This is a genomic window from Rugamonas rivuli, from assembly GCF_009380165.1.
Lineage (GTDB): Bacteria > Pseudomonadota > Gammaproteobacteria > Burkholderiales > Burkholderiaceae_D > Rugamonas > Rugamonas rivuli.
Map to the genome: position 1 here is coordinate 374188 of NZ_WHUF01000004.1, position 25535 is coordinate 399722.

The 25535-nt window shown below is 61.4% G+C and carries 23 protein-coding genes and 1 tRNA gene; 14 read left to right on the top strand and 10 right to left on the bottom strand.

The window, feature by feature from the left end:
• Positions 1-52: 52 nt before the first annotated feature.
• The gene (locus tag GEV01_RS16680) at positions 53-1864 is read right to left on the bottom strand and encodes a sensor histidine kinase (RefSeq protein ID WP_175023088.1); all 1812 of its coding nucleotides are present in this window, start codon (positions 1862-1864) and stop codon (positions 53-55) included.
• 112 nt (positions 1865-1976) lie between these two features.
• Between GEV01_RS16680 and GEV01_RS16685 the strand changes: the two genes are divergently transcribed.
• The 4 genes from GEV01_RS16685 to GEV01_RS16700 all read left to right on the top strand — a co-directional run bounded on the left by GEV01_RS16685 (position 1977) and on the right by GEV01_RS16700 (position 4254).
• Complete coding sequence (locus GEV01_RS16685; RefSeq protein WP_217428424.1) at positions 1977-2576, top strand: response regulator; 600 nt, start codon at positions 1977-1979, stop codon at positions 2574-2576.
• Between the two features lie 158 nt (positions 2577-2734).
• The gene (locus tag GEV01_RS16690; RefSeq protein WP_152806436.1) at positions 2735-3268 is read left to right on the top strand and encodes a transglycosylase SLT domain-containing protein; all 534 of its coding nucleotides are present in this window, start codon (positions 2735-2737) and stop codon (positions 3266-3268) included.
• A complete protein-coding gene (locus GEV01_RS16695; RefSeq protein ID WP_152806438.1) occupies positions 3265-3831 on the top strand; it encodes a hypothetical protein in 567 nt (188 codons plus the stop codon). Before GEV01_RS16690 ends, GEV01_RS16695 begins: the two co-directional genes overlap by 4 nt.
• An 81-nt stretch (positions 3832-3912) precedes the next feature.
• Positions 3913-4254 (top strand): helix-turn-helix domain-containing protein, encoded by a 342-nt coding sequence (locus tag GEV01_RS16700; RefSeq protein ID WP_152806440.1) that lies wholly within the window; start codon positions 3913-3915, stop codon positions 4252-4254.
• A gap of 208 nt (positions 4255-4462) precedes the next feature.
• Here GEV01_RS16700 and GEV01_RS16705 read toward each other — a convergent pair whose 3' ends face one another.
• The 5 genes from GEV01_RS16705 to pepN form a co-directional block, all read right to left on the bottom strand.
• Complete coding sequence (locus GEV01_RS16705; RefSeq protein WP_152806442.1) at positions 4463-6811, bottom strand: hypothetical protein; 2349 nt, start codon at positions 6809-6811, stop codon at positions 4463-4465.
• A 137-nt stretch (positions 6812-6948) separates the two neighbouring features.
• Positions 6949-7317, bottom strand: a complete 369-nt coding sequence (locus tag GEV01_RS16710; protein WP_152806444.1) for a hypothetical protein — start codon at positions 7315-7317, stop codon at positions 6949-6951.
• A 112-nt stretch (positions 7318-7429) separates the two neighbouring features.
• Positions 7430-7505 (bottom strand) — tRNA-Thr (locus GEV01_RS16715).
• A gap of 106 nt (positions 7506-7611) precedes the next feature.
• Positions 7612-8613 (bottom strand): class 1 fructose-bisphosphatase, encoded by a 1002-nt coding sequence (locus GEV01_RS16720; RefSeq protein WP_008451744.1) that lies wholly within the window; start codon positions 8611-8613, stop codon positions 7612-7614.
• A gap of 89 nt (positions 8614-8702) precedes the next feature.
• The gene (gene pepN / locus GEV01_RS16725) at positions 8703-11369 is read right to left on the bottom strand and encodes an aminopeptidase N (RefSeq protein WP_152806446.1); all 2667 of its coding nucleotides are present in this window, start codon (positions 11367-11369) and stop codon (positions 8703-8705) included.
• A gap of 219 nt (positions 11370-11588) precedes the next feature.
• Between pepN and GEV01_RS16730 the strand changes: the two genes are divergently transcribed.
• Entirely contained in the window at positions 11589-12245 is a 657-nt protein-coding gene (locus tag GEV01_RS16730) for a DUF4136 domain-containing protein (protein WP_152806448.1), read from the top strand.
• Positions 12246-12275: 30 nt separating this feature from the next.
• Here the strand turns inward: GEV01_RS16730 and GEV01_RS16735 are convergent, their stop codons facing one another.
• The 4 genes from GEV01_RS16735 to GEV01_RS16750 form a co-directional block, all read right to left on the bottom strand.
• Positions 12276-13250: a quinone oxidoreductase family protein gene (locus GEV01_RS16735; RefSeq protein WP_070360935.1), complete on the bottom strand. Its 975-nt coding sequence runs from the start codon at positions 13248-13250 to the stop codon at positions 12276-12278.
• A 54-nt stretch (positions 13251-13304) separates the two neighbouring features.
• The gene (locus GEV01_RS16740) at positions 13305-13691 is read right to left on the bottom strand and encodes a methylglyoxal synthase (RefSeq protein ID WP_152806450.1); all 387 of its coding nucleotides are present in this window, start codon (positions 13689-13691) and stop codon (positions 13305-13307) included.
• Positions 13692-13700: 9 nt separating this feature from the next.
• Positions 13701-14609 carry a DMT family transporter gene (locus GEV01_RS16745; RefSeq protein ID WP_008451759.1) on the bottom strand — a complete coding sequence of 303 codons (909 nt, stop codon included), beginning with the start codon at positions 14607-14609 and terminating at the stop codon, positions 13701-13703.
• A 133-nt stretch (positions 14610-14742) separates the two neighbouring features.
• Positions 14743-17280 (bottom strand): alkaline phosphatase D family protein, encoded by a 2538-nt coding sequence (locus GEV01_RS16750; RefSeq protein ID WP_152806452.1) that lies wholly within the window; start codon positions 17278-17280, stop codon positions 14743-14745.
• A 149-nt stretch (positions 17281-17429) separates the two neighbouring features.
• Between GEV01_RS16750 and GEV01_RS16755 the strand changes: the two genes are divergently transcribed.
• The 9 genes from GEV01_RS16755 (at position 17430) to rng (ending at position 25531) form a co-directional block, all read left to right on the top strand.
• On the top strand, positions 17430-18536 hold the full coding sequence (locus tag GEV01_RS16755; protein WP_235914397.1) for a glycosyltransferase family 9 protein: 1107 nt from the start codon (positions 17430-17432) through the stop codon (positions 18534-18536).
• 54 nt (positions 18537-18590) lie between these two features.
• Positions 18591-19316: a YebC/PmpR family DNA-binding transcriptional regulator gene (locus GEV01_RS16760; protein ID WP_008451763.1), complete on the top strand. Its 726-nt coding sequence runs from the start codon at positions 18591-18593 to the stop codon at positions 19314-19316.
• Between the two features lie 6 nt (positions 19317-19322).
• Positions 19323-20591: a phosphoribosylamine--glycine ligase gene (gene purD, locus GEV01_RS16765; RefSeq protein ID WP_152806454.1), complete on the top strand. Its 1269-nt coding sequence runs from the start codon at positions 19323-19325 to the stop codon at positions 20589-20591.
• A 6-nt stretch (positions 20592-20597) separates the two neighbouring features.
• Entirely contained in the window at positions 20598-21512 is a 915-nt protein-coding gene (gene hemF, locus GEV01_RS16770; RefSeq protein WP_152806456.1) for an oxygen-dependent coproporphyrinogen oxidase, read from the top strand.
• Between the two features lie 13 nt (positions 21513-21525).
• On the top strand, positions 21526-22185 hold the full coding sequence (locus GEV01_RS16775; protein ID WP_152806458.1) for a nicotinate-nucleotide adenylyltransferase: 660 nt from the start codon (positions 21526-21528) through the stop codon (positions 22183-22185).
• Positions 22186-22878 carry a ribosome silencing factor gene (gene rsfS, locus GEV01_RS16780; RefSeq protein WP_008451767.1) on the top strand — a complete coding sequence of 231 codons (693 nt, stop codon included), beginning with the start codon at positions 22186-22188 and terminating at the stop codon, positions 22876-22878. It begins immediately after the preceding gene.
• Positions 22879-22884: 6 nt separating this feature from the next.
• Positions 22885-23355, top strand: a complete 471-nt coding sequence (gene rlmH, locus GEV01_RS16785; protein ID WP_008451768.1) for a 23S rRNA (pseudouridine(1915)-N(3))-methyltransferase RlmH — start codon at positions 22885-22887, stop codon at positions 23353-23355.
• Positions 23356-23366: 11 nt separating this feature from the next.
• Positions 23367-23987: a Maf family protein gene (locus GEV01_RS16790; protein ID WP_152806460.1), complete on the top strand. Its 621-nt coding sequence runs from the start codon at positions 23367-23369 to the stop codon at positions 23985-23987.
• 77 nt (positions 23988-24064) lie between these two features.
• Entirely contained in the window at positions 24065-25531 is a 1467-nt protein-coding gene (rng, locus tag GEV01_RS16795) for a ribonuclease G (RefSeq protein WP_152806462.1), read from the top strand.
• The last annotated feature ends 4 nt before the right edge of the window (positions 25532-25535 follow it).

Below are 25535 nucleotides of genomic sequence, written 5' to 3' on the forward strand. Positions count from 1 at the left end.
ACTGTAGTCACCGCCGGTCAGCGGGGAAATACGGAAATCACCGTATTTTTTGTCAACACATCAACGTTGAGGGGATGAAAACTGCGAAGCAACTGCCACGTCCCGGCGTGGACGCGATGCGCAGCGCATAGCCGCACTGCTGGCAGAGGTTCTTGACGATGAACAGGCCGAGGCCGAAGCCTTCGCTGTGGCCGCCCTGCTCAAACGGCTGCAACAGCCGCTCGCGGGCCGGCGCGGGAATGCCGGGCCCGGTGTCGAACAGCTGGATCTCGACGCCGCCGGGACGGCGCCGCGTGCCGAGCACGATGCGTCCGCTGGACGTATGGCGCACGGCATTGGCCAGCAGGTTGGCAAGGATGCGGTACAGCAGCAGCGACGAGCCTGTCACCCGCACGTCGCTGGCGCGCACCGACAGGCGCAGGCCCTTGACGCTGGCCTCCGCCTGGAAGGCTTGCCCCAACTGCCCGAACATGGAAGTGAGCACGATGGGCTCGGGCAGGCGCTGGTCCTGCCGCGCCTGCTCGATGAGGTCTTTGAGCAGGGACTGCGCATAGGCCAGCGTGGTATCGATATGCTCGGCGATGGGGCCGTGCTGCGGCGCCAGCGCGCTGAACGCCAGCCGCAGCGAGGCCAGCGGCTGGGCGATGTCGTGGCTGGCCGTCGCCAGGCGCAGCAGGCGCTCGTTGGCTTGCTCAAGGGCCGCCAGCTTGGTTTGTTCGGCCAGCAGCAGTTGCTCGGCCTCGGCCAGACGGAGCAGGCGGCTCTCGGCCTGGCGCGCATTGAACTTCTGGAATTGACTGACAACGGCCGCGCCGAACAGCAGCGTCTCGCCGAGGCCGCCGAATTTCGGGAAGGACAGCACGGAAAAAAACGGCACCAGCTGCACGCCCAGAACGACGAAGATAAACAGGATCAACGGGATGAACATCAAGATCGATGTACCCAGCAAATAAAAGCGCGCCGCCTCGATGCGCCGGCGCACGCCGATGAACGCAACCGCGCAACCGAAGCCAGAGTAGGCCAGCATTTGTATCGTCAGCAGCGTATCGAGCTCGTAGATCAGGTGTGCGGCGACCGTCAATACGCAAACCGCGAGCAGCGCCCTGTGCCAACGGAGCAGCTGTGGCATGCGCGTTCGCATCTGCATGAAATCCATGGCGAAGCCGATATGCGCCATCAACGACAGTCCACCCAGCACTCCCGGAGCCAGCATATTCCAGGCTGGCGCACCGGGCCACAGGAAGGCGAAGTTATATCCCTCGACCTGGCCGACGAAAAGTATATTCGTCAGCACGATGGCGCCATACATGCGGTAGCCAAGCGCGCGCTGTCCGCCGAGCCCGAGCACGGCCACCGGCACCATCGCCAGCATGATGCCAACCACCAGGCCGCTGAACAGATGCTCTTCGGTATCGCTGGCGTTGAGCTGGTCGGCATTCCACAGACGTGCCTGCATCAACATCTTGCCGTGGCTGTGATAATAAACGTAGACCGTGGCCGCGCCAGGCGCCAGCGACAACGGCGCCATCAGGCGGCGATGCTGAACGGGACGGTCGGCGTAGGTGCTGGCGGTGCCGAGGGCCAGCACGCTGCGCACCTGCCCGCCCTGCTGCTGATAGACCTGCACGCGGTAGGCATCCGGAAGGCCGATGTCGAGCAAATACCTGCCGCCGGCGGTGGATAAATCGATGCGGTACCACTCACCGCCAGTCAGCACAGGCAGGCCGAGGGCCGTCAGGACTTGCGCGGCGGCCGCATCCGGGAGTGCGTGCACGCATCCGCGCAAGCTGGCCTGCCCGTCCGCCGATTCGGCGCATACCTGGGCCAGCGTGGGGGCGGCGCAACAGCACAACAGCAAGGCCATCCAGAGCGCACGAAGGCGCACCGCCAATAAGCCTGATGTGAAGAATCTGGAAAACAATGACGCCCCCGAAGATGTTATCATTATTCTATCACCGTTTCCGATAGTCATCTTTATGAACATCCTGCTGGCAGACGATCACACCATATTCCGGCAAGGGCTGAAATTGCTGCTGCAGAGCCAGGAGGGGATGCGGGTTGTGGCCGAGGTCGCCAGCCTGGATCAGGTACAGCCGGCGCTGCAACAGCAGGCGATCGACTTGCTGATACTCGACTACCACATGCCTGGGGGCGAGTCGTCGGCGATGCTGGGGTATTGCAAGCAGCGCTATCCGGAGTTGAAAGTGATCGCGCTGACCGGCACGCAATCGGGGATTGTTCTCAAGCAGTTGCGGGATGCCCGGGCGGATGCGGTGTTGCTCAAGGATTGCTCCGGCCCGGAGTTATTGCGCTGCATCGCGCAGGTGATGGATGGCAGGACGGTGCTCAGCGACGCGGTGCAGCAGCAGATCGCCACCTGCAACGAGCTGTTGACGGCGCGCGAGCTGCAGACGGTACAGCTGATTTACCAGGGCTACGCCAGCACCGATGTCGCGGCACAGCTGAACCTGTCGGCCAAAACCGTCGACAAGCACAGGGAAAACGTCATGCGCAAACTGCAGGTGCACAACGTGGTCCAGTTGATACACAAGTTACGCCAGCTTAATCTCGTATGATTTATATCGTTTATATAATTCTTAGCCAGCTCTTCTGAAGCCCCCGCCACAACAACACGCCAACTTTGCGAGCGATCAAAAGCTCGCGCTTTGCGCGCTGTTAAATTCGACTTCCAGCCACACCGCGCTCTCGACTCATCCCTTCCAGGAGCGATCACATGGAACCGAAACCAGCAACCAAAGCTCAAACCGCACAACTTGCGCCGGCGACAGACGACTCAGCGCGCCTGGCCCAGATTCGCTCGCTTGTCGAAGCCAATAACAAGTCCACGCTCAACACCGACCTGATCATCTGCCAGATCTACATGGAGTCGCGCTTTGACGCCCGTGCCGGCGCCAGGCAAGATGCACACGGGCTCATGCAGATGCAACGGCAAGGGGTTCAACAGGTGTTCAAGTACAGGAAGCAGAAAGAACTAGGCCATATGCCCAGTGACGCCCAAACCAAGGCCGCGTTCGCCGAAGGATCTGCCATGTACGACAGCGCCGCCATATTCGACGAAGCGACCAATATCCAACTTGGCAGCGAATATATGCAATACTGGTTGGACACGTCACCGACAGTCGCGGCCGCCTATGCACGCTATCGAGGCCTTTCAAATGGCATCTACTACAAGAAGATCAGCGCAAGCGCCGCACGCCTGCATGACGATCCCACCAACATGCAAATATTGCGCGATATGGTGAAATGATAGTGCGTCTAACGACACTCGGCCTGCTGCTCTTCGCTGCAACGGCAAACGCAACGCAGCTCACGCTAGTGCGCTCCTGCCAGCTCGATGACGGATCGCAAGTGGCTTTGCTGGCGGAGCCTACGGTTGAGGGTAATCGGTTTCATCTGAAGATAGACGGGGCCGTTGGAACGGCATTTGACGATATGCCCGACACAGACGTTATCGGCAACGTCGCCCTGGCGAAATGCGTCGATCGTTCACTCGTCTTTGCCATCAGCTACGGCCCGCCCTATCTCAAGGGAGCGGTGGTGCGGAAGAACCCTGTCAGCCATCGTCTCGAACGCATCGACTTTTCCGAGAAGGCACTGCCACGCTGGCTGTATGTCAACTCAAGGGAGATGCAGTTAGTCATTCCCAACATTGGCCATGAGGTGGCCTCAAGATATCTGGTCTACCGCTACTCCGCCGCCGATGGGCAATCACTGGAGCCAGCCGCGCGCGATACGCTGCCGAGCGGGCGAGGATTCGAGAAGTTGGAGATATCGAGACAGATGCCATACGGCCCTGGTCGCGATAAGTAAGTGGAGCTTCCGATAACAGGACATGGAACTGATCGCGGCTCGTCTGAAGGCCGTGGTAGCCCTGGAAAATGATCCCTCAGCATGAATACACCCGAAATCATCGATAAAATTTCCATCGAAGCAGGCAGTGACCATGCCTACGCCGACCTCGGCCGCCCGGATGCCGGCGAAATGATTGTAAAGGCGGGGCTCGTGCTGGAGATCGCGCTGGCCCTGAAGAGTCGGCGCCTGACACAGCAACGCGCGGCCGAACTACTTGGCATATCGCAACCTAAACTCTCCGATCTGCTGCGCGGCAAGTTCCGTGGCATCAGCCAGGCCAAGATGATCGAGTACCTGAACCGGCTCGGCTACGATGTCGATATAGTGGTGAGGAAGAACACTCGACGCACGCCAGGACAGACCCAAGTCCTCATCGCGTGACGCCAACCTCCCTAGCCCCCGCAAAGACAACAGAAAACCCGTTCCTCCCAGAGATAAAAGCGTTTTTTTGCTAATTCTGGTGCGCTTGCCGGGATCGAATTCTCTATGAAAAAAGGTCAAACCCCTACCAAATCCCCCACTTGTAAAAACGCTCGCCCGTTCGATTCCACACCAGTACTTTAAAGAAATGTGGTCATCAAAATTCTGCTCATCTGCGCTTCGGTGGTTTTGCATTCCGGTTAGATTCTGTCGTGCGCCGCAACTTATCCTCAAGCTCGGCAACGCGCTTCTTCAAATCCGTGTTTTGTTTAGCCATCTCAGTATCCAAAGCAACTGCATCAAAGGCTTGCTTAATCATCTGAATGGTGTTGGCTTGATTTTCAGGATAAAGGGCGCGACGTTCCAACTCATCAGGCCGCATTTTCTCGCCTTGGCTTTTAGCATTTTGCATCAGCTTTTGACGTACTTCCCTCATCATGGCACCACGTTTAGCCCAAGGAACTGACGCCTCATCACTTGCGTGAAGAATCCGCATCACGGTGCGCTCAAATGCGGACGTAAAACCAATAGGGCGTTCGTCGAAAAGAAACGCCTTCATAGCCGTTGCTCCGAGCCGAACATTCGGAGCCAAGGTCAGTAACTGCAGCACAGTGGAAATAGATGTAACCAGCTCAGGTTCCGCAGCCTCCTTGAACTCGCTCTCCGCGACAGCAAGTCTTCGCGCAGAGCTCATGAGCAGGCAAGTGGAAGATGTATCCATATCCCTCAAATATCGAATATAAGAAACCATTGCAGCATAAAGCTGAGCATCACGACGGGCTTTATCATGCAAGTTTCTTAGGGCGGTATCAGTAATGGACACCGCCTGCTTCTGCTCGATTAGAAACTTGCGAACACGCTCCTCTAGAGCAGCATCGGTAGTCCTCCGGGCGGGAAGCTTTTCTATGTTGTAATTTGCACGTAGATCATCGAAGACCTTTGACCAGTCATAATTTGAAGTTCCAACATATTGGGCAATATATCTTCCCCAATGACTCGGTTTAGCATCCTTCGTGAGCATTTCTGCAAACGAGCGAACAAAGACATTCTCGATAAGTTGCTGACGCTCATGCGGGGCCCCTGGCAACCAATGGCGTACCTGATCGTAGTCAAAGTGTGCAATGGAAGCGTGATACGCCGTTTCTTCCAAGACCGGCTCGGCAACAAGAATTTTTCCACCAATCCTTCGCCAACGATCCACAATTGCGGTAACGCCTTCATGGTCAATTTCGCCCTCTCCCAACAGCGAGAGGACGACATCGGTGTCCAGAACCAGGCTCGTCTTTCGCAAGACGCGCTCGATCTCTTGACCAGCGGAGTGTTCCATCCCCAAAGTACAAGCAGCGATAAAACTCATGCAAAGACGAACTAACCACTCCGCTGCAGGGCCCGTTCGTTCTAAGAATATGTCCTTTATCGCTTGATCCAGTTCAATTCTCTGCTGCGAAGACGAGCTCGTATCCGCAACTGCTTTAGCCACCTCCTCAACAAACGAAAATGGTCTGATTGATTCCGGCTTTTCACCAGTCGCGTCTAAGCCAAGAAGTTCACTGACCTCAAAGACTAGCGTCTCCCCTCGGGAAATAAAGTAAGCGACAAGTCGGTCCTGAAAGATGCTCCAGATTTTGCTGTAGTGGTCTTCTGCAAGACGACCACCAATCGCATTTTCTATAGCACTTCGAATGACTGCGCGACCATCCAGCAGCCTCGTAGCCGCGTCTGCCGTGTTCTGCACCAGTTCGCTTTTCCCAGCCTCAGTAATCTTAATTAATCGCTGATCATTTGAGATCACACCATCAGCAGAGAGCATTGAAACAGGGGCTACCAGAGCCTCTTTCGCGATTACACTAGACAGATGCAACCGATCAGAAATTCGCTTGGCAAGGCCTTCAATGGTGATAGCACCATCCGATCCTAAGATCTCAAGGATAACGGAACGATAGATGTGCGATCTTACTGCGACTGAATCCTCGTCCAATGAAATGAGGGCAAGCTTTAACCCACGTACATCATGGTTTTTTTCATCTCTTTCAGTGATAACACGAATGCAGTCTTCAATCTCGGCGCCGTAGAACCGATTCAGGATTTCTACGTTAGACGCAACCGCTTCAACTAACTGTCTACTACCGCAAACGGTAATTGAAAATTTATGTTCAACTTCGGCCTCAAGCGCTGCAGCTATCTCATTTCGCCTATGTTCGCTAAGTTCATGGCTAGAGCAAAAATATACGCGCTTAATATTTGCCGCTTTTGAGCTAATTCTTTCGATGTCGCTAAGTGCCTTAGCGTCCACGTCGTCACGTAGACTTGCACACAGGTAGATCCCGTCAGCTCGCCCGTAGCCAACCCCGTCACGCCCCAGATCCCAGGACGCTGACGTACTCAGAATTAACGCCCCCCCCTCCATGGCGCTTACAGCCTCACGGCAGAAGTTTTCAAACCGGCCATCGTTAGTTTCGATATCGAGAACCTTGGTAGCGATTGAAATTACCAGCGGGCTATCCTGTACTAGTGGCATTACTATCTCCGTTCAGTAGGGCATGGGTTCAGGCGTTACCTATCCATGAGAATTAAAATGGTCGCTATGCCCTTGGAATATTGTAATCTACAACAGTATAGATTTTCCGGTCGCGGCGTGATGTCAAGCGCTTAGCGTCAAAATTGTGATTCCTCAAAGAATATTGAGCACTGCAAGCTGCGCTGGTTGCTCTGCACCAGGCTTGCGCGCGTCTCGTCCGTCAGCGCGGCCATGGCCTGCGCCAGTGGCTCCAAGATCGCGGCCAGTTCTTCCGCGCTGCTCAGCTTCGTCTGCCGTAAACGTTCAACCTGCTGGCTCAGCGCGTCGATCCGCGCTACGTTCGAGGCAGCGGCTAAAGACCACGACCGTCGCTGTGTTTTCCCCCGCTCGGTGCGCCTGAGTGCTTGGACTTCCGGAAAAATGCCTCTGTGAGTACCATGGAAACCTCCCATTGTGAGGGATTTACCTAGAGGAAATACAGGTCGTTGCCCGCAAAATTCCCACATCTCTCCCAAATTTCATGCTACCCCTTCGGAAAATTGGGACAACAAAAAAACCCGCTTCTCCTATGAGGAAAGCGGGTTTCGGTACTTCTTGGTATTTCTTACTGCTGTGTTCTGGTGCCGCTTGCCGGAATCGAACTGGCGACCTTTTCATTACGAATGAACTGCTCTACCAACTGAGCTAAAGCGGCGAAGTCGCACATTCTAACAAATATTTCTTGCTACACGCTAGTCCCAACACGATAAATTTTAGCCATGCTGCAAAAATGTCATTGCTTTGTGCGATTTTGAAGCTTCTCAGCCTGCGTGGTAGCCCGTCACCACCGCCACTTCATCCCGCGAACCCAGGAACACCGGCACGCGCTGGTGCAGCTTGTGCGGCTGGATGTCCATGATGCGGGTCTGGCCGTCGGTGGCCGCGCCGCCTGCCTGTTCGACGATGAAGGCCATCGGATTCGCCTCATACATCAAACGCAGCTTGCCTGGCATCGACGTGTCGCGCGTGTCGGCCGGGTACATGAAGATGCCGCCGCGGTTCAGGATGCGGTGCACGTCCGCTACCATTGAGGCGATCCAGCGCATGTTGAAGTTGGTGCCGCGTGGGCCGGTGTCGCCGGCCAGCAGTTCGCTGATGTAGCGCTGCACCGGCGGATGCCAGTGGCGCTGGTTCGACATGTTGATCGCGAATTCCTTGGTCTTGGCCGGGATCTGCATGTTGCGCTGGGTGAGCACCCACGAACCCATCTCGCGGTCCAGGGTAAAGCAGTTGACGCCGTTGCCGGTGGTGAGCACCAGCATGGTCTGCGGGCCGTACACGGCGTAGCCTGCTGCCACTTGCTTGCTACCTGCCTGCATGAAGTCCGCTTCGGTCGGCTGGCCCATGCCATCCGGCGCCTTCAGCACGGAGAAGATGGTGCCGATGGAGACGTTGACGTCGATGTTCGACGAGCCGTCCAATGGGTCGAACAGCAGCATGTATTCGCCTTTTGGATAACGGTTCGGAATCGGGTGGATGGATTCCATCTCTTCCGACGCCATCGCCGCCAGGTGGCCGCCCCATTCGTTCGCTTCCAGCAGGATTTCGTTGGAGATGATGTCCAGCTTTTTCTGCACTTCGCCCTGGATGTTTTCGGTGTCGGCGGTGCCGAGCACTTCGCCCAGCGCGCCCTTGCCTACCGAGTGGCTGATGGTTTTGCAGGCGCGCGCGACCACTTCGATCAGCAGGCGCAGTTCGGCCGGGATCGAGTTGTTCTGGCGCTGTTCTTCCACCAGATATTGTGTGAGGCTGATGCGTTTCATGGCTTCCCTTGAGGTGAATATAAACTGTTTAGATTGTTTTTATTGGCTGCGGATAGTCAGCATGGATTCCCGCTTTCGCGGGAATGACGTTAGTTTTCGAGTGCTTTTGTTACCACTTCCAGCACGTCGTTCGACAGCTTGGCGCGGCCGGCGACTTTTTCCAGCGCGCGTTTCATCTTCGCCTGCAGGGCCGGCGCGTAACGGCGCCAGCGGTCCATGCCGCGCGCCAGGCGTGCCGCTACCTGCGGATTGATCGCATCGAGCTTGATCACGAACTCGGCCCAGAATTCATACGCGCTGCCATCGGCCGCATGGAACTGCGACGGGTTGTTGCTGGTGAAGTTGAAGATCAAACTGCGCGCGCGATTCGGGTTCTTCAGCGTGAAGGCCGGATGCTGCATCAGCTTGCGTACTGCGGCGACGTCGGTGGTCGGTGCGGCGGCCTGCATGGCGAACCATTTGTCGATCACCAGCGCTTCGCTTTCGAAGTCTTCGTAGAAGTTCTTCAGGTACGGGCCCGCTTCCGCGCCGCTGTGGATCATCGATACCAGCGCGGCGGAACGGTCGGTCATGTTGCCGGCCTTTTCGAACTGCTGCTGCGCGAGCTTCAGCTCCGCCATGTCGGGCGCCACCATCAGGTAGGACAGGCACAGGTTCTTCAACGCGCGCTTGCCGGCCGAAAGTGCGTCCGGGCTGTAGGCGCCGGGCGTCTGGTTGGCGTGGTACTGCGCCAGCAGCTCGGGCTTGAGCGCCGCGCCGATGGTGCGGCGCATGAACTGGCGCGCGGTGTGGATCGCTTGCGGGTCGACCACGTCCATCTGCTCGGCGATGATGATTTCCGACGGCAGTATCAGCGCCAGTTCGCGGAAGGCCGGGTCGAGCGTCTCGTCGGTCAGCACGGCGCGCTGGGCGTTGATGAAGGTGGCATCCAGTTTCAGGTTGGCGTCGCTGCCGCCGGCCGCCGCCACTTGCGCGGTCAGCTTCAACAGGCGTTCCATCGCCAGACGCTGGCCCGCTTCCCAGCGGTTGACCGGGTCGCTGTCATGGCTGAACAGGTGCAGCAGTTCGTCGTCGGTGTAATCGTATTCGAGTATCACCGGCGCGGAAAAATCGCGCAGGATCGATGGCGTCGGCCGTTCGTCGACGTGGCGGAAGCGGAAGATCTGCTCCTGCTCGGTCAACTCCAGCACGACCGTGGTCGCGCCCTTGGCGTGCTTGCCGCCTTCCAGCACCAGTGGCAGATCCTTGCCGCTGGCGCTCAGCAGGCCAACCGCCACCGGAATGTGGAAGGGCAGCTTGTCGGCCTGGCCGGCGGAGGCCGGGCAGCGCTGGCTGAGGATGATGTCGAAGTGGCGCTTGACGGCATCGTAGCGCGTGCGCGCCGTGACGATGGGCGTGCCGGCCTGCGAGTACCAGCGCTCGAACTGGCGCAGGTCGCGGCCGTTGGCGTCGGCCATGGCGGCGCGGAAGTCGTCGCATTCAACGGCCTGGCCGTCGTGGCGCTTGAAGTACAGGTCCATGCCTTTGCGGAAGCCGTCGCGGCCCACCAGGGTCTGGTACATGCGCACGACTTCGGCGCCCTTTTCGTACACGGTGACGGTGTAGAAGTTGTTGATCTCGACGAAGGAATCTGGACGCACCGGATGCGACATCGGGCCTGCATCCTCAGGGAACTGGGCCTGGCGCAGCGTGCGCACCTGGTCGATGCGGGTGACGGCGCGGCCGCTGTCGGTGCCTATCATGTCGGCGCTGAACTCCTGGTCGCGGAACACGGTCAGGCCTTCCTTCAGCGACAGCTGGAACCAGTCGCGGCAGGTCACGCGGTTGCCGGTCCAGTTGTGGAAGTATTCGTGGCCGACCACCGCTTCGATGCCGGCGTAGTCGATGTCGGTCGCGGTGCGCGGGTTGGCCAGCACGAACTTGGTGTTGAAGATGTTCAGGCCCTTGTTCTCCATCGCGCCCATGTTGAAGTCGCCGACGGCGACGATCATGAAGCGGTCCAGGTCCAGCTCCAGGCCGAAGCGTTCCTCGTCCCAGCGGATCGAATTCTTCAGCGACTGCATGGCGTAGTCGGTCTTGTCGAGGTTGCCCTCTTCCACCCACACTTGCAGCAGCACTTCGCGGCCGGACTGCAGCGTGTAGCGCTCTTCCTGGCACACCAGGCGCGCGGCCACCAGCGCGAACAGGTAGGACGGTTTCTTGAACGGGTCTTCCCACTTGGCGTAGTGGCGGCCGTCGCCCAGCTCACCTTCCTCGATCAGGTTACCGTTCGACAGCAGCACCGGATAGGCGGCCTTGTCGGCACGCAGCATCACGGTGTACTTGGCCATCACGTCCGGACGGTCGGGGAAATAGGTGATGCGGCGGAAGCCTTCGGCCTCGCACTGCGTGTAGAAATTGCCGTTCGAGACGTACAGGCCGGACAGCGTGGTGTTCTGCACCGGCGCGCACAGGGTTTCGATTTCCAGCACCACCTTGGCCGGGGCCTTGCGGATGGTCAGCGTGCTGCCGTCCACCTGGTATTCGGTCGGCGCCAGCGGCTTGCCGTTCATGCGCAGCGCCACCAGTTCGATCTCCTCGCCGTGCAGCACGATGTCATGGCTCCGGCTGGCCGGGTTCTGTCGCAGCGTGATGCGGTTGGCGACCACGGTGCGGTCCGGGTCGAGGTCGAAGCCAAGTTCAACGGTTTCGACCAGATAGGCGGGAGCGGTGTAATCTTTGCGGTATATCGTCTGTGGACTGCTGTCTGTGCGCATTGGTGGACTCTGGTGACGTAGGCAAAAGCCTATTTTACCAATACCGGCAGCAGGAGGACGGGCGAATTGCCCGCAAGGGGGCCAGATAAGCCGGGAATAAGCCCGATAAGTTGCTGGTTTCCACCTTGCCGTAACAATCTGTAATAATCGTGCAGGGCCGGGGCTAGCGTCGTAAACTTAGTACTGGAAAACACCGTCTGAACCGAGAGGGTCAACATCATGAAATATCTTGCCATACTGGCGACTGCCGCCGTGGTGCTGCTGAGCGGCTGCGCCACCACCATCCACAGCGACGTCACCGCCTTCAACGCCTGGCCTGCCGACATCCAGGACAAGTCCTATGCGTTCGAAGCCCCGCAGGGCGCGGACGACACGCTGGAATACCGTAACTATCAAGTGCTCGTGAGCAATGAACTGGCCAAGCTGGGCTTCCGCCAGGCCGGCGACGGCCAGCAGCCGAAGTTGCTCGTCAGCATGAAATTCAGCACCATCGACCATGCGGTGCGGGTGCTGGAGGCGGATGATCCCTTCATGGGTCCGTATTGGGGCCCGGGCTACGGCCGTTATGGCTGGGGTGGCTGGGGTTATTCGCGCTGGGGTTATCGTCCGTACTTCTACGATCCGTTCCGCTACTACGGCGGCCCGCTGGTGGTGGAAGAGCGCGTCAAGCATGAATACCAGCGCCAGCTGCGCGTGACCATCAACGGCACCGACGGCCGCAAGCTGTACGACGTGACGGTGCAGAACACCAGCCGCGTGCAAGCCACGCCGCACGTGATGCCTGCACTGGTGCAGAGCGCCTTCACCGGCTTCCCCGGCCAGAGCGGCGTGCCGCGCAGGGTCGACCTGACGATAGAGCCGAAGACGGCAGGCTAAACTTCCGGGGGCAGCGCCCCCGGTTTGTTTTTATGGCAGCAGGATGGAGGAGCCGGTGGTCTTGCGCGCTTCCAGCTCGGTGTGGGCCTGGGCCACGTCGGCCAAGGCGTAGCGCTGGCGGATGTCGATCTTGACCTCGCCGCTGGCGACCACGCCGAACAGCGATTTCGCCGCCGCTTCCAGATCTTCGCGCTTGGCCATGTAGGACATCAGCGAAGGCCGCGTGATGAACAGCGAACCACGGCTGGCCAGCTCGCCCAGGCTGAACGGCGGCACCGGTCCGGAGGCATTGCCGAAGCTGACCATCGTGCCCAGCGGCTGCAAGCAATCGAGCGAACCGATGAAGGTGTCCTTGCCGATCGAGTCATATACGGCCGACACGCCTTTGCCGCCGGTGATCTCCTTCACCCGCTCGGTGAAGTTTTCCTTGTTGTAGTTGATGACGTGGTGCGCGCCGTTCTCGGTGGCCAGCGCCGCCTTCTCTTCCGAGCCCACGGTGCCGATCAGCGTCACGCCCATCACCTTGGCCCACTGGCAGGCGATCAGCCCGACACCGCCGGCCGCCGCGTGGAACAGGATGGTGTCGCCGGCCTTCAGCGGCACCGTGCGGTGGAACAGGTACTGCACCGTCAGCCCTTGCAGCATCATCGCTGCCGCCGTGTCGAAGCCGATTTTCTCCGGCAGCACCAGCAGCTGCGAGGCCGGCATATTGCGCGCCTCGGCATAGGCGCCGATAGGACGGCCGGCGTAGGCCACGCGGTCGCCCACCTGCACCTCGGTCACGCCCTCGCCCACCGCTTCGACCACGCCCGCGCCTTCCATGCCCAGGCCACCGGGCAGCGGCTGCGGATACAGGCCGGTGCGGAAGTAGACGTCGATGAAGTTCAGGCCTATCGCCTCATGGCGCACCTGCGCTTCGCCGGGACCGGGCGGTCCCAGTTCCACGTCCACCAGTTCCATCACTTCCGGGCCGCCGACGCGGTTGATGCGGATTGCCTTGGTCATGTCTGCCTCCAGTATGCGTGTGCTGTATTCGGTGTGCGAAGAGTGTAGCGCTGGTCAGGCCGCTGCGGCGCGCAACTGCAGCTGCGACAGCACCAGGTGTGCCGACGAGACGTTGGTGGCGCAAGGCGTGTTGTGCACGTCGCAGGCGCGCACCAGGGCGTTGATGTCCGGTTCGTGCGGCTGTGGCGTCATCGGGTCGCGCAGGAAGATCACGCAATCGATCTCGCCTTCGACCAGCATGGAGCCGATCTGCAGGTCGCCGCCGAAGGGCCCCGAATGCTTGCGGTCCACCGTCAGGCCCAGCTCATTGGCCAGGCGGCCGCCGGTGGTGCCGGTGGCGGTCAGCGTGCAGGTCGAGAGGAAGGCCTTGTACTCGCCGGCCAGCGCGATCATGTCGTCTTTTTTCTTGTCGTGGGCAATCAGGGCAATGCGGGTTTTCATGTTCTGATCCTATTTTTTTGACAGCAGATATATCCCGGCCAGCACCAGCACGGTGCCTCCCAACTGCCAGGAGGTGACAGGTTCGCCCAGCAGCAGCGCACCCAAAAACAGTGTGGAAACGGGGCCGATCATACCAGCCTGCGAGGCGGTGCCGGGGCCGATGCGCTCGACGGCGGCCATGGTCATAAACACCGGCATCACCGTGCACAGGATGCCGTTGACCAGCGACAGGCCGTACACCGGCAGCGGCTGGACCAGGCCGGACGCAGGCCGCAGCAGGAAGAACTGGCCGATGCAGGCCGCGCTGGAGACGCACATCGCATACGACACCAGCCGCAGCGCGCCGAGCCGCTTGACCATTTCGCCCGACAGCAGCAGGTAGACGGCGTAGGCGGCGGCCGAACCTGTGACCAGCGTGGCGCCCAGCATCACGTTGCGGCTGCCGCTGTTGAGGTCATGCAGGAAGACGAAGACGATGCCGCAATAGGAGGTCAGCAGCGCCAGCCACTGCTTGCGGCTGATGTGATGCTTGAGCAATGTGGAAGAGATCAGCAGGACGAAGGTGGGCGTCAGGAACAGGATCAGCCGTTCAAGGCCAACCGAAATGTATTGCAGGCCGAGGAAGTCGAGGAAGCTGGAGAGGTAGTAGCCGACCAGTCCGAGGCCGACAATCCGCCAGCGGTCGGCGTTGGACAGTGGCGCTTCGGTGCGCATCTTCCACAGCGCGACGGCGGCGAACACCGGCAGCGAGAAGATCATGCGGAAGGCGATCAGGGTGACGGCGTCGATCTGATAGCGGTACAGCAGCTTGGCCACCACCGCCTTGGTGGAGAACAGAACCGCCCCGCCGATGGCGATACCCAAGCCGCCCAAATAGGCGGCGCGCGCCGGCGCGCTGTCCGTGATGCTTTTGTCCATACCGGAATTGTACGGGCAAACGGACAGCGCCGCTGGCGGCGCTCAAAACGTCTTTCCCGCGCAGGCGGGAATCCATAGAGCGCTTGACTGGACGCGACGTATGGATTCCCGCTTTCGCGGGAATGACTAGGGACTAGCTGATAGCGACAGCCGCCGCACCAGCCGTCACGGTGGCGGTGGTGACGCGGGCTACCACGCTGGTCGGTGCGTTGCCGCCTACCAGCTTGTTGACCTGCTTGAACTGCGCCACCAGCTTGCCCGGGGTGAGCGTCACCAGCGTGAAGCCCTGCGCATCGGTGTTCAGATGCTTGATCCACGGGTTGTTGCCCAGGCCGGACAACTGCTGCGCCAGCGCCAGCAGCGAAGTGTTGAAATCGCTGTTGGCCTGCAAACCGGCCAGCACCGCGCTGGTGGTCGGATCCAGCTGCGCTTCCGGCAAGCCCTTGGCGCCCAGCGCGCCGCGCACCTGCACGCGTACCTGCTCCAGCAGGCTGGCCACGGTCGGCGCGGCCTTGCCCATGGTGTAGTCCAGCAGGTTGATCGAGATGCTCAACGTGCCCAGGCCCGTGACCGGGATCGCCAGCGGGTACGACACCAGCGTCGCAATATCGCCCAGCGCCGACGCGGCGTCGCGCAGATAGCTGAAGAACGAGTCCGAGCTGATGCCCGCCGAGACCAGGTCCACCATCACCGGCGTGCCGCCGCCGGTGGCGTCGAAGTCGTCGTTGACGGTGCCGGCGAAGAAGGCGTGGATGTCGCCGGTGATCGCCACCACGTTGCCGATGCTGTTGGTTTTCAGGTGAGCCATCAGCGCCTTGCGTTCGCTGTTGTAGCCGTCCCACTGGTCGCAGTTGAGCAGGAAGCGCGCGAAGAACGGCGCCAGCTGGGCCTTCTTGCCCGACGCGGCGACGAAGGCCGAATCAGCCTTCTTGGCCTGGATGTCCGGTTTGATGTAGCCGAAGGCGATGGTCTGCGCGCCGGCCGCCGCCAGCTGCGCCGGCGTGGCGCCAGCGATGCCGCGATTGGCGTCGATAATGGCCTTCAGGGTGGCCACTGCGATGCCGGCTTGCGCCGCGCTCAGGCCCGCCGCCACTGCAGCCGCGCCTTGCGCCGCCGCGTCGCCGCCGGTCGAGTAGCTGGTGAAGGCAGCCACGGCGCCGGCTTGCGCCAGCGCCGGCGTGGCGCCAGCGGTCGCAGCGGCGACGATGGCGCCGGCCAGCGGGATGTTGCCGCCGGTCGCGGCGATGGTGCTGCCGATCGATGCGGCGATGGTCGGCACCGCGTTCAACGCCAGCAGCGTGGCGATGGCGTCGACGCCGCTCAGGCCCATGCGCAGCAGCGATACTTCATTGCCCCACAGTTTCCAGGTCGCGGTGGCGGTCTTCATCTTGTCCATCCACCACTGGCGCTGGGTCGAACCCAGGATCGACACGGTGTCCAGCGGCGAGGCCAGGCCGATGGTGGTGGCGCCGGCCATCTTCTGCGCTTCCACGGTGTTGTACACGTCCTGCGGCACCAGGTAGCGCGAGCCGATGCGGCCCAGCGGCAGACCGGTGGCCGGATTGACCGCCGACTCAGGAATCACGTGGTCGTTGCGGTACAGGCGCTCGTCGGTCATCACCAGCTGCATCAGCTTACCGAACTGGAAGTCGCGGTAGATCTTGATGTTCTGGAAGCTGGTGGTGGCGGTGTCGAGGTTAACGTCGGCCGGCATGTATTCGAACCACGCCTGGTTGGCGTTGCGGCGGCGGCCGGTCTGGTGCAGGTCCGAGCCGTCGGTGATGCTGAAGGTGCCGTCGTAGGTCTGCGCATCCTGCCAGGCATCGTCCGAGAACTCGTGGTCGTCCCAGATGGCGATGAAGGCGAAGCGCTCGTGCAGCGCCTGCAGGCGCGTATCGGTGCGGTACTTTTTGTACAGGTAGCGGTAGTCGGCCAGCGTGGTGGCGTACTTGGCGCCCGAAGTGCCGCTCTTGAAGGCGCCGTCCGGCAGCGTGAGCGCGTCGTGGCGCGTTTCCACTGCGCCCAGCTGGAAGTCTTCGCCTACGGTTTCGTAGATGTAGTCGCCCAGATGGACGATGAAGTCGAGGTTCTCGCCGACGATGCTGCTCATCGCGCCCCAGTGGTTTACGCTCCAGTCCTGGCAGGTCATGTAGGCGAACTGCAGTTGCGAGACGTCGGCGTCGGCGGCCGGCGCGGTCTTGCAGCGGCCGACGTTGGAACGCGTGTCGCCGGCGACGAACTGGTAGAAGTAGACGGTGTTGGGATTCAGACCCGTGACCTTGTGGCGCACGGTGTTGTCAAATTGCGACTGCAAAGGCAGTTTGATGTCGACCACGGTGGCGCCGCTGAGGGCCGTGCTGCTGCCCAGGGCCGTGCTGTTGTCGGCGGCGGTCATCACCAGGCGGATCGCGCTGTCCGATGCGGTCGGCGCGGGGGCCACGCCGTCGGCCGCTGCCGGCACGGCGCGGGTCCACAGCATGATGCTGTCGTTGCGCGGGTCGCCGGAGGCTACGCTCTGCGGGAACTTCCAGGCGCCGCTGGCCAGCGGCAGATCGGTGGCGCTGCCATCGGCGGATGCGGAGCTGCTGCCGCCACAGGCTGTCAGTCCGGCGCCCGAGGCGACCGATACCGTGATAAAGCTGCCGTACTTGAGAAACTGCCTTCTGTCCATGTCTGCTCCGCGTTGCCGATGATGTTAAAAGATAAATCGTAGCAGCAGGATATGACAGCGTCCCTACAAAAAGTGGAGGAAGGCCTCTAGTGTGGACTTTACGCTAAACTGTTCATTTAGTTTAATTTCCACTTCTGCACCGCATCCAATTGAACCAACTGATCCCAGCTCCGCTGCTTGCAAAAGCCAAAAAAATCCTGGTCGTCACGCACATGGCGATCGGCGACTTCACTTACATGCAAATGTGTTTCAAGGCTTTGAAGCGCGCCCACCCGCATCTGGAAATCCACCTGTGGGTCGATGAGCGCCGGCGCTCGGCCAACCCGGCGGACTGGCCGCACCTGAAGAACTACTCGCTGTACGACTGGCTCGCCGCCAGCCCCTACATCGACGAGGTCTACGCCCAGAACTACAGCCCCGCCCTGCATGCGCAATCCATCGCCAAGGCCCAGCGCGAGGACTACCCGCTGGTGGTGTCGCTGACGCACATGGCTTGCCACCGCTATGCGCGATTGACGCGGGAGATCAGCCCGCGCGGCTTCATCGTCGGCCTGAAAAAACAGAAATACCGTTTCTTTGAATTGTCCAAGAAGCTCAGCATCCTCAAATTCAACGCCACCATTCCGCTGTACGAGTCGCAGGAACACAATGTGCCGCACGTGAGCGACATCTACGCGCAATGGTTCACGCACGCCTTCGGCCTCGACATCCCCAAGGCGGACCGCTACCCGACCATCCACATTCCCGACCAGTGGACCACTTACGCGCGCGAGCAGTTCGCCGCCTGGGGATTGCCAGCAAACGTGGTCTTCATCAATGTCTACTCCAAGGGCGAGGAGCGCTGCTGGCCGCTGGAGCGCGGCTTCGAGCTGATCAAGGAGATGCGCAAGCACCCGCAGTGGCGCGAGGCTGGCTTTGTTGTCAACGTTGTTCCGGAAGAACTGCAGGCCGCGCGCGCGCTGCATGCCAGCGCCGCGCCGCCCAATACCCATCTGTTCTCGGCGGAAGAGAGCTTCTTCCAGCTGCCGGCCGTGCTCGCCCTGTGCAGCCTGATCATCACCGTGGAAACCGCGGTCATGCACCTGGCAAACGCCGTGCACGTGCCGGTGATCGCCCTGATGCGTCAAAACAACCCGGAATGGGTGCCTATCGATCAACAAAACAGCGCCGTCATCCTGGTCAAGGAAATGGACGCGTGGGTGACGAAAATCGAGCTGCCAGAGGTGATGGAAAAGGTTTTGAGTTGGCCCCTATGATAGAATACCGCCCTCACCGCACACCAATGACTTACCGCCGAAGGAAGATCGAACATGGCTGGACACAGCAAATGGGCCAACATCAAGCACAAAAAAGCAGCAACTGACGCGAAACGCGGCAAGATCTGGACGCGCCTGATCAAGGAGATCACCGTTGCTGCGCGCATGGGCGGCGGCGACCTGACCTCCAACCCGCGCCTGCGCCTGGCCGTGGACAAGGCAGCCGACGCCAATATGCCGAAGGACAACGTGCAGCGCGCGATCACCCGCGGCACCGGCGGCGAAGACGGCGCAGCCTACGAGGAAGTACGCTACGAAGGCTACGGCGTGGGCGGCGCGGCCGTCATCGTCGACTGCATGACCGACAACCGTGTGCGCACGGTGGCCGAAGTCCGCAACGCCTTCAACAAAAACGGCGGCAACATGGGCAACGAAGGCTCGGTCGCCTTCATGTTCAAGCACTGCGGCCAGTTCCTGTTCGCGCCCGGCACCAACGAGGACGCGCTGATGGAAGTGGCGCTGGAAGCCGGCGCCGAAGACGTGGTGGCCGATGAAGAAGGCGGCTTCGAAGTACTGTGCGGCCCGCACGACTTCGCCGCCGTCAAGGATGCGCTGGACGCCGCCGGCTTCAAGGCCGAAGTGGCCGAGATCATCATGAAGCCAGCCACCGAAACCGTGTTCACCGGCGATAACGCCGTCAAGATGCAAAAACTGCTGGACGCGTTGGAAGCTCTGGACGATGTCCAGGAAGTCTATTCCAACACGCTGATCGAAGACTGAGGAATTATGAAAATATTGGTAGTCGGCTCCGGCGGCCGTGAACATGCGCTGGCTTGGAAACTGGCGCAATCGGAACGCATCCAGATGGTGTATGTCGCTCCGGGCAACGGCGGCACGGCGCGCGATGCGCGCCTGGTCAACGTCAACATCACGGACCTGCATGAACTGGCGAACTTCGTCGAGCAAGAGCACATCAGCCTGACCGTGGTCGGCCCTGAGACGCCACTGGCCGGCGGCATCGTCAACCTGTTCCGCGCGCGCGGCCTGAAGGTATTCGGCCCGACGAAAGAAGCGGCACAGCTGGAGTCGTCGAAAGACTTCGCCAAGGCCTTCATGCAGCGCCACGGCATCCCGACCGCCAAGTACCAGACCTTCTCGGACGTCGCGCAAGCGCACGCCTACATCGACGCCAACGGCGCACCTATCGTCATCAAGGCCGACGGCCTGGCCGCCGGCAAGGGCGTGGTGGTGGCGATGTCGCTGGAAGAAGCGCACCAGGCAGTCGACGACATGCTGGCCGATAACCGCTTCGGCGACGCCGGCGCCCGCATCGTCATCGAGGAATTCCTGGCAGGCGAAGAAGCCAGCTTCATCGTCATGTGCGACGGCAAGAACATCCTGCCGCTGGCCACCAGCCAGGACCACAAGCGCCTGAAGGACAACGACGAAGGCCCGAACACCGGCGGCATGGGTGCCTACTCCCCTGCCCCTATCGTCACGCCGGCCATGCACGCCCGCGTGATGCGCGAGATCATCAACCCTACCATCGCCGGCATGGCGAAGGACGGCATCGTCTTCACCGGCTTCCTGTACGCCGGCCTGATGATCGACGCCCAGGGCAATCCGCGCACGCTGGAATTCAACTGCCGCATGGGCGATCCTGAAACGCAGCCTATCATGTCGCGCCTGAAGACCGACCTGGTGGCGGTGATGGAACACGCCGTCAACGGCACGCTGGACCAGGTCGAGCTGGAGTGGGACCGCCGCACCGCCGTTGGCGTGGTGCTGGCCGCCGCCGGCTATCCGGACGCGCCGCTCAAGGGCGCCGTGATCGAAGGCATCCCGGCCGAAACGCCGGAATCCGTGACCTTCCACGCCGGCACCGCCGAAGTGGGCGGCCAGTTGCAGGTCACGGGCGGCCGCGTGCTGTGCGTGGTCGGCCTGGGCGACAGCGTCAAGCTGGCGCAGAAGCAGGCTTACGAGACGGTCGACCAGATTTCGTTCGACGGCATGCAGTGCCGCCGCGATATCGGCTGGCGCGGCCTGAAGCATTAGGATAAGATGGCGTCCGTTCCGCATCCCGCAGCCGTCAAGGCCTACCTGCTCGATCTGCAAGACCGCATCGTGCAGGCGCTGGAGTCCGTCGACGGCAAGCCTTTCCTGCGCGACGCGTGGGACCGGCCCGAAGGCGGCGGCGGCATTTCGCGCCTGATCGAAGAAGGCAATGTCATCGAACGCGGCGGCGTCAACTTCTCGCATGTGATGGGCGCGAAACTGCCGCCATCGGCGTCGGCGCACCGTCCTGATCTGGGCGGCCAGCCGTGGGAAGCGATGGGCGTGTCGCTGGTGATCCATCCGCGTAATCCGTATGCGCCGACGGTGCACATGAACGTGCGCTTCTTCACCACGACCACCGCCGACGGCGAACCGGCGTGGTGGTTCGGCGGCGGCATGGACCTGACGCCCTACTACGGCGACCGCGCCGACGTGAAGCACTTCCACCAGGTGTGCCATGATGCGCTGGCGCCGTTCGGCGACGAGCTGCATCCGCGCTTCAAGAAGTGGTGCGACGAATATTTTTACCTGAAACACCGCCAGGAAGCGCGCGGCGTCGGCGGCATTTTCTTCGACGACTACAACGAGGCGGGTTTCGACCAGAGCTTCGCCATGATGCGCAGCGCCGGCGATGCTTTCCTCAAGGCTTACCAGCCCATCCTGGAACGCCGCAAGGATACGCCGTACGGCGAACGCGAACGCGACTTCCAGGCTTACCGCCGTGGACGCTACGTCGAGTTCAACCTGGTGTTCGACCGCGGCACGCTGTTCGGTCTGCAGTCCGGCGGCCGCACCGAGGCGATCCTGATGTCGATGCCGCCCATCGTCAAATGGCGCTATCGCTGGGAGCCCGAAGCGGGCAGCCCGGAAGCGGCGCTGTACAGCGACTTCCTGCCGCACCGCGACTGGCTCGCCGCGTGACGATGGCCTGCTGATGGCATACCGAACCGCACTGCTGGGAGGCAGCTACGATCCGGTGCACCATGGTCATGTCGCACTGGGCGCGCATTTTGCGCACCTGCTGCAGGTCGACCAGTTGCGCGTGATCCCCGCCGGCCTGCCATGGCAGAAGTCCAACCTGAAGGCGACGCCCCAGCAGCGCGCCGAGATGGCGGCACTGGCGTTTGCCGGCGCCGACTACGACGTCGTGGTCGATCTGCAGGAGATCGAACGCGCCGCGCAGGGTCTGGCCACCTACACGATAGACACGCTGCGCCAGGTGCGCGCCGAACTGGGCCCGTCGGCCTCCATCGCTTTCCTGATGGGCGCCGACCAGTTGCAACGGCTCGATACCTGGCATGAATGGCAGGCGCTGTTCGACTACGCCCATATCTGCGTAGCCGCCCGCCCTGGCTTTAACCTGGCCGCCGCCGGCCTTCCGCCGGCAGTGGCCGAGGCGTTCTCCCGCCGTTTGGGAACGCCTGAACAAATCCGCAACACGCCGCACGGTCTGACTTATCTGGCACAAGACTTCGCGGTGGATATCTCCGCCACCGAAATACGTGCGGCATTACAACGGGGGGATAGCGCAAACTCGCTTATCCCGCCGCTAGTGCTAGACTATATTGAACAACATAATCTATACAAAAGCTAAATGGACATCAAAAAACTGCAATCCCTCGTCGTTGACGCCCTCGAAGACGTCAAGGCCCAAGATATCGCCCTGTTCGATACCACCCACCTGACCAGCCTGTTCGACCGGATCGCCATCGCGTCCGGTACCTCCAACCGCCAGACCAAGGCGCTGGCCGCCTCGGTGCGCGACAAGGTCAAGGCCGCCGGCGGCGACGTCTACGGCATGGAAGGCGAGGACACCGGTGAATGGGTGCTGGTCGACCTGGGCGACATGATCGTCCACATCATGCAGGCGCCGATCCGCGCCTACTACCGCCTGGAAGAAATCTGGGGCGACAAGCCAGTCAAGCTGGGCGCCGCCAAGCGCAAGTCGACCAAGGAAGGCGAAGAAGCCGACGCGCCGAAGAAAGTCAGCAGCCACCTGGCCGCCGGCAAAAAAGCCGTCGACGCATCCCCGGTCATCGAGAAGAAAGCCCCGGCGCGCAAAGCCGCTGCCGCCAAGCCGGCCGCCGCCACCGCAGCCAAAAAGCCAGCCGCCAAGAAGGCCGCTGTGCCAGCCGGTAAAACCATCAAGGTCGGCAAGACCAAGTCCGCCGTTGCCGCAGCCGATGCACTGAAGGCCCTGCCGCCTAAGCGCAAGGTCGCCAAGCCTAAGGCCGACGAAGCGCCGGTCAAGACCGTCATCAAGCGTATCAAAAAAGTCGAAGAGTAATCGAGGATGCAGCTGATCATCGCTGCGGTCGGCCATAAAATGCCGGCCTGGATAGAAACGGGTTTCGCCGAATACGCGAAGCGCATGCCGCCTGAACTGAAGATCGTGCTGAAGGAAATCAAGCCGGTCGACCGTTCGGGCAGCAAGACCGCCGCCACCGCGATGGCGCTCGAACGCGAGCGCATCGAGGCGGCGCTGCCCAAATCCGTCCGCATCATCGCACTCGACGAGCGCGGCAAGGATCTGACTTCGGTCGGTCTGTCGCAGCAGCTCGAAGCCTGGCAGCAGGATGGCCGCGACACGGCCTTCCTGATCGGCGGCGCCGACGGCCTCGATCCCGAGCTGAAGGCCCGAGCCGAAGGTTTGATACGTATTTCCAGCATGACGCTGCCGCATGGTATGGTGCGGGTAATGCTGGCTGAACAGCTGTACCGTGCGTGGTCCATCACGCAAAACCACCCGTATCACCGCGTTTAAAACAAAATCATATGAAACCGGTCGACAAAAAGATCTACCTCGCTTCAAAAAGCCCGCGCCGGCGCGAACTGCTGCGCCAGGTGGGCATCGATTTCGAACTGCTGCTGCTGCGCAGCGACGGCCCGCGCGGCCCCGATGTCACCGAAGAGGTGCTGCCGGGCGAAGCGCCGCTGGACTACGTGTCCCGCGTGGCCCGTGAAAAAGCCGCCTTTGCGGCCGACCTGGTGGTCAAGCGCCGCATGGCGCCGCGCGCCGTGCTGGCGGCCGACACCACCGTCACCATCGACGGCGCCATCCTCGGCAAGCCGGCCACACCCAACGAAGCCATCGCCATGCTGCAACAGCTGTCCGGCCGCACCCACCAGGTGCTGACCGCGATCGCCGTGCACTCGCCCGACTTCGCCGGCCAGATCACGCAAGTGTCGGACGTGCGCTTCGGCGTGCTGTCGCCGGCCGCCATCGCCGCCTACTGCGCCACCTCGGAACCCTACGACAAGGCCGGCGGTTACGGCATCCAGGGTCCGGCCGCGCAGTTTATCGAACACATCACCGGCAGCCATTCGGGCATCATGGGCCTGCCGCTGTACGAGACCGCACAGCTGCTGCGGCAGGCGGGTTTGCCGCTACCCTGAGCGGCGTGTATGATCGTCGTTCAGCCACAGCGATTACAGAAGCCGCAGTTTTCAAAAACCAGCGGCCCCTGAGACAAATGAACGAAGACATCCTCATCAACATCACCCCGCAAGAAACCCGGGTCGCCCTCATCCTGCAGGGCGCCGTGCAGGAGCTGCACATCGAACGCACGCTCACGCGCGGCCTGGCCGGCAACGTCTATTCGGGCAAGGTGGTGCGGGTGCTGCCGGGCATGCAGTCCGCTTTCATCGACATCGGCCTCGAACGCGCGGCCTTCCTGCACGTGGCCGACATCTGGGAAGCCCGTCCGCACGACGGCGGCCAGAACGCGGCGCCGACGCCGATCGAGAAAATCCTGTTCGACGGCCAGGTGCTGACGGTGCAGGTGATCAAGGATCCGATCGGCACCAAGGGCGCGCGCCTGTCGACGCAGATCTCGATCGCCGGCCGCATGCTGGTCTACCTGCCGCAGGACACCCACATCGGCATCTCGCAGAAGATCGAAAAGGAATCGGAACGCGAGGCGCTGCGCGTGCGGCTGCAAAGCCTGCTGCCGGCCGAGGAAAAAGGCGGCTACATCGTGCGCACGCAGGCCGAGGATGCCTCCGATTCCGACATCGCCGCCGATGTCGAGTACCTGCGCAAGACCTGGGGCGCGATCCTGCACGGCGCCAAGACCAAGCCGGCCACCACGCTGCTGCACCAGGACTTGAGCCTGGCCCAGCGCGTGCTGCGCGACTTCGTGCACGACGACACCGCCACCATCCAGGTCGACTCGCGCGAGAACTATGTGAACTTGCAGGAATTCGGCCTGGCCTACACGCCGGGCGTGCTGCCGCGCCTGCAGCACTACACGGGCGAGCGGCCGCTGTTCGACCTGTACGGCGTGGAAGAGGAAATCCTGCGCGCGCTGGGCCGCCGCGTGGACCTCAAATCCGGCGGCTATCTGATCGTCGACCAGACCGAGGCGATGACCACCATCGACGTCAACACCGGCGGCTTCGTCGGCGGGCGCAACTTCGCCGACACCATCTTCAAGACCAACCTGGAGGCGGCGCACGCCATCGCCCGCCAGCTGCGGCTGCGCAACCTGGGCGGCATCATCATCCTCGACTTCATCGACATGGAAAACACCGAGCACCGCAACGCCGTGCTGCAGGAGTTGAAGAAGACCTTGTCGCGCGACCGCACCAAGGTGTCGGTGTCGGGCTTCTCGGCGCTGGGGCTGGTGGAGATGACGCGCAAGCGCACCCGCGAATCGCTGGCGCACATTTTGTGCGAACCCTGCCCGGCCTGCGCCGGCAAGGGCCAGGTCAAGACCTCGCGCACCATCTGCTACGAAATCCTGCGCGAACTGCTGCGCGAAGCCAAGCAGTTCAACCCGCGCGAGTTCCGCATCCTCGCTTCGCAAGAAGTGGTGGACATGTTCCTGGAAGAAGAGTCGCAGCATCTGGCGATGCTGGGCGACTTCATCGGCAAGAAGATCTCGCTGCAAGTGGAAACCGCGTATCACCAGGAGCAGTACGACGTCATTTTGATGTGAGGTA

Excerpts from the sequence above, each read along its gene's own strand:
- GEV01_RS16680 (WP_175023088.1), bottom strand. The coding sequence starts at position 1,864 with ATGGCCTTGCTGTTGTGCTGTTGCGCCGCCCCCACGCTGGCCCAGGTA.
- GEV01_RS16685 (WP_217428424.1), top strand. The coding sequence starts at position 1,977 with ATGAACATCCTGCTGGCAGACGATCACACCATATTCCGGCAAGGGCTG.
- GEV01_RS16690 (WP_152806436.1), top strand. The coding sequence starts at position 2,735 with ATGGAACCGAAACCAGCAACCAAAGCTCAAACCGCACAACTTGCGCCG.
- GEV01_RS16695 (WP_152806438.1), top strand. The coding sequence starts at position 3,265 with ATGATAGTGCGTCTAACGACACTCGGCCTGCTGCTCTTCGCTGCAACG.
- GEV01_RS16700 (WP_152806440.1), top strand. The coding sequence starts at position 3,913 with ATGAATACACCCGAAATCATCGATAAAATTTCCATCGAAGCAGGCAGT.
- GEV01_RS16705 (WP_152806442.1), bottom strand. The coding sequence starts at position 6,811 with ATGCCACTAGTACAGGATAGCCCGCTGGTAATTTCAATCGCTACCAAG.
- GEV01_RS16710 (WP_152806444.1), bottom strand. The coding sequence starts at position 7,317 with ATGTGGGAATTTTGCGGGCAACGACCTGTATTTCCTCTAGGTAAATCC.
- GEV01_RS16720 (WP_008451744.1), bottom strand. The coding sequence starts at position 8,613 with ATGAAACGCATCAGCCTCACACAATATCTGGTGGAAGAACAGCGCCAG.
- pepN (WP_152806446.1), bottom strand. The coding sequence starts at position 11,369 with ATGCGCACAGACAGCAGTCCACAGACGATATACCGCAAAGATTACACC.
- GEV01_RS16730 (WP_152806448.1), top strand. The coding sequence starts at position 11,589 with ATGAAATATCTTGCCATACTGGCGACTGCCGCCGTGGTGCTGCTGAGC.
- GEV01_RS16735 (WP_070360935.1), bottom strand. The coding sequence starts at position 13,250 with ATGACCAAGGCAATCCGCATCAACCGCGTCGGCGGCCCGGAAGTGATG.
- GEV01_RS16740 (WP_152806450.1), bottom strand. The coding sequence starts at position 13,691 with ATGAAAACCCGCATTGCCCTGATTGCCCACGACAAGAAAAAAGACGAC.
- GEV01_RS16745 (WP_008451759.1), bottom strand. The coding sequence starts at position 14,609 with ATGGACAAAAGCATCACGGACAGCGCGCCGGCGCGCGCCGCCTATTTG.
- GEV01_RS16750 (WP_152806452.1), bottom strand. The coding sequence starts at position 17,280 with ATGGACAGAAGGCAGTTTCTCAAGTACGGCAGCTTTATCACGGTATCG.
- GEV01_RS16760 (WP_008451763.1), top strand. The coding sequence starts at position 18,591 with ATGGCTGGACACAGCAAATGGGCCAACATCAAGCACAAAAAAGCAGCA.
- purD (WP_152806454.1), top strand. The coding sequence starts at position 19,323 with ATGAAAATATTGGTAGTCGGCTCCGGCGGCCGTGAACATGCGCTGGCT.
- hemF (WP_152806456.1), top strand. The coding sequence starts at position 20,598 with ATGGCGTCCGTTCCGCATCCCGCAGCCGTCAAGGCCTACCTGCTCGAT.
- GEV01_RS16775 (WP_152806458.1), top strand. The coding sequence starts at position 21,526 with ATGGCATACCGAACCGCACTGCTGGGAGGCAGCTACGATCCGGTGCAC.
- rsfS (WP_008451767.1), top strand. The coding sequence starts at position 22,186 with ATGGACATCAAAAAACTGCAATCCCTCGTCGTTGACGCCCTCGAAGAC.
- rlmH (WP_008451768.1), top strand. The coding sequence starts at position 22,885 with ATGCAGCTGATCATCGCTGCGGTCGGCCATAAAATGCCGGCCTGGATA.
- GEV01_RS16790 (WP_152806460.1), top strand. The coding sequence starts at position 23,367 with ATGAAACCGGTCGACAAAAAGATCTACCTCGCTTCAAAAAGCCCGCGC.
- rng (WP_152806462.1), top strand. The coding sequence starts at position 24,065 with ATGAACGAAGACATCCTCATCAACATCACCCCGCAAGAAACCCGGGTC.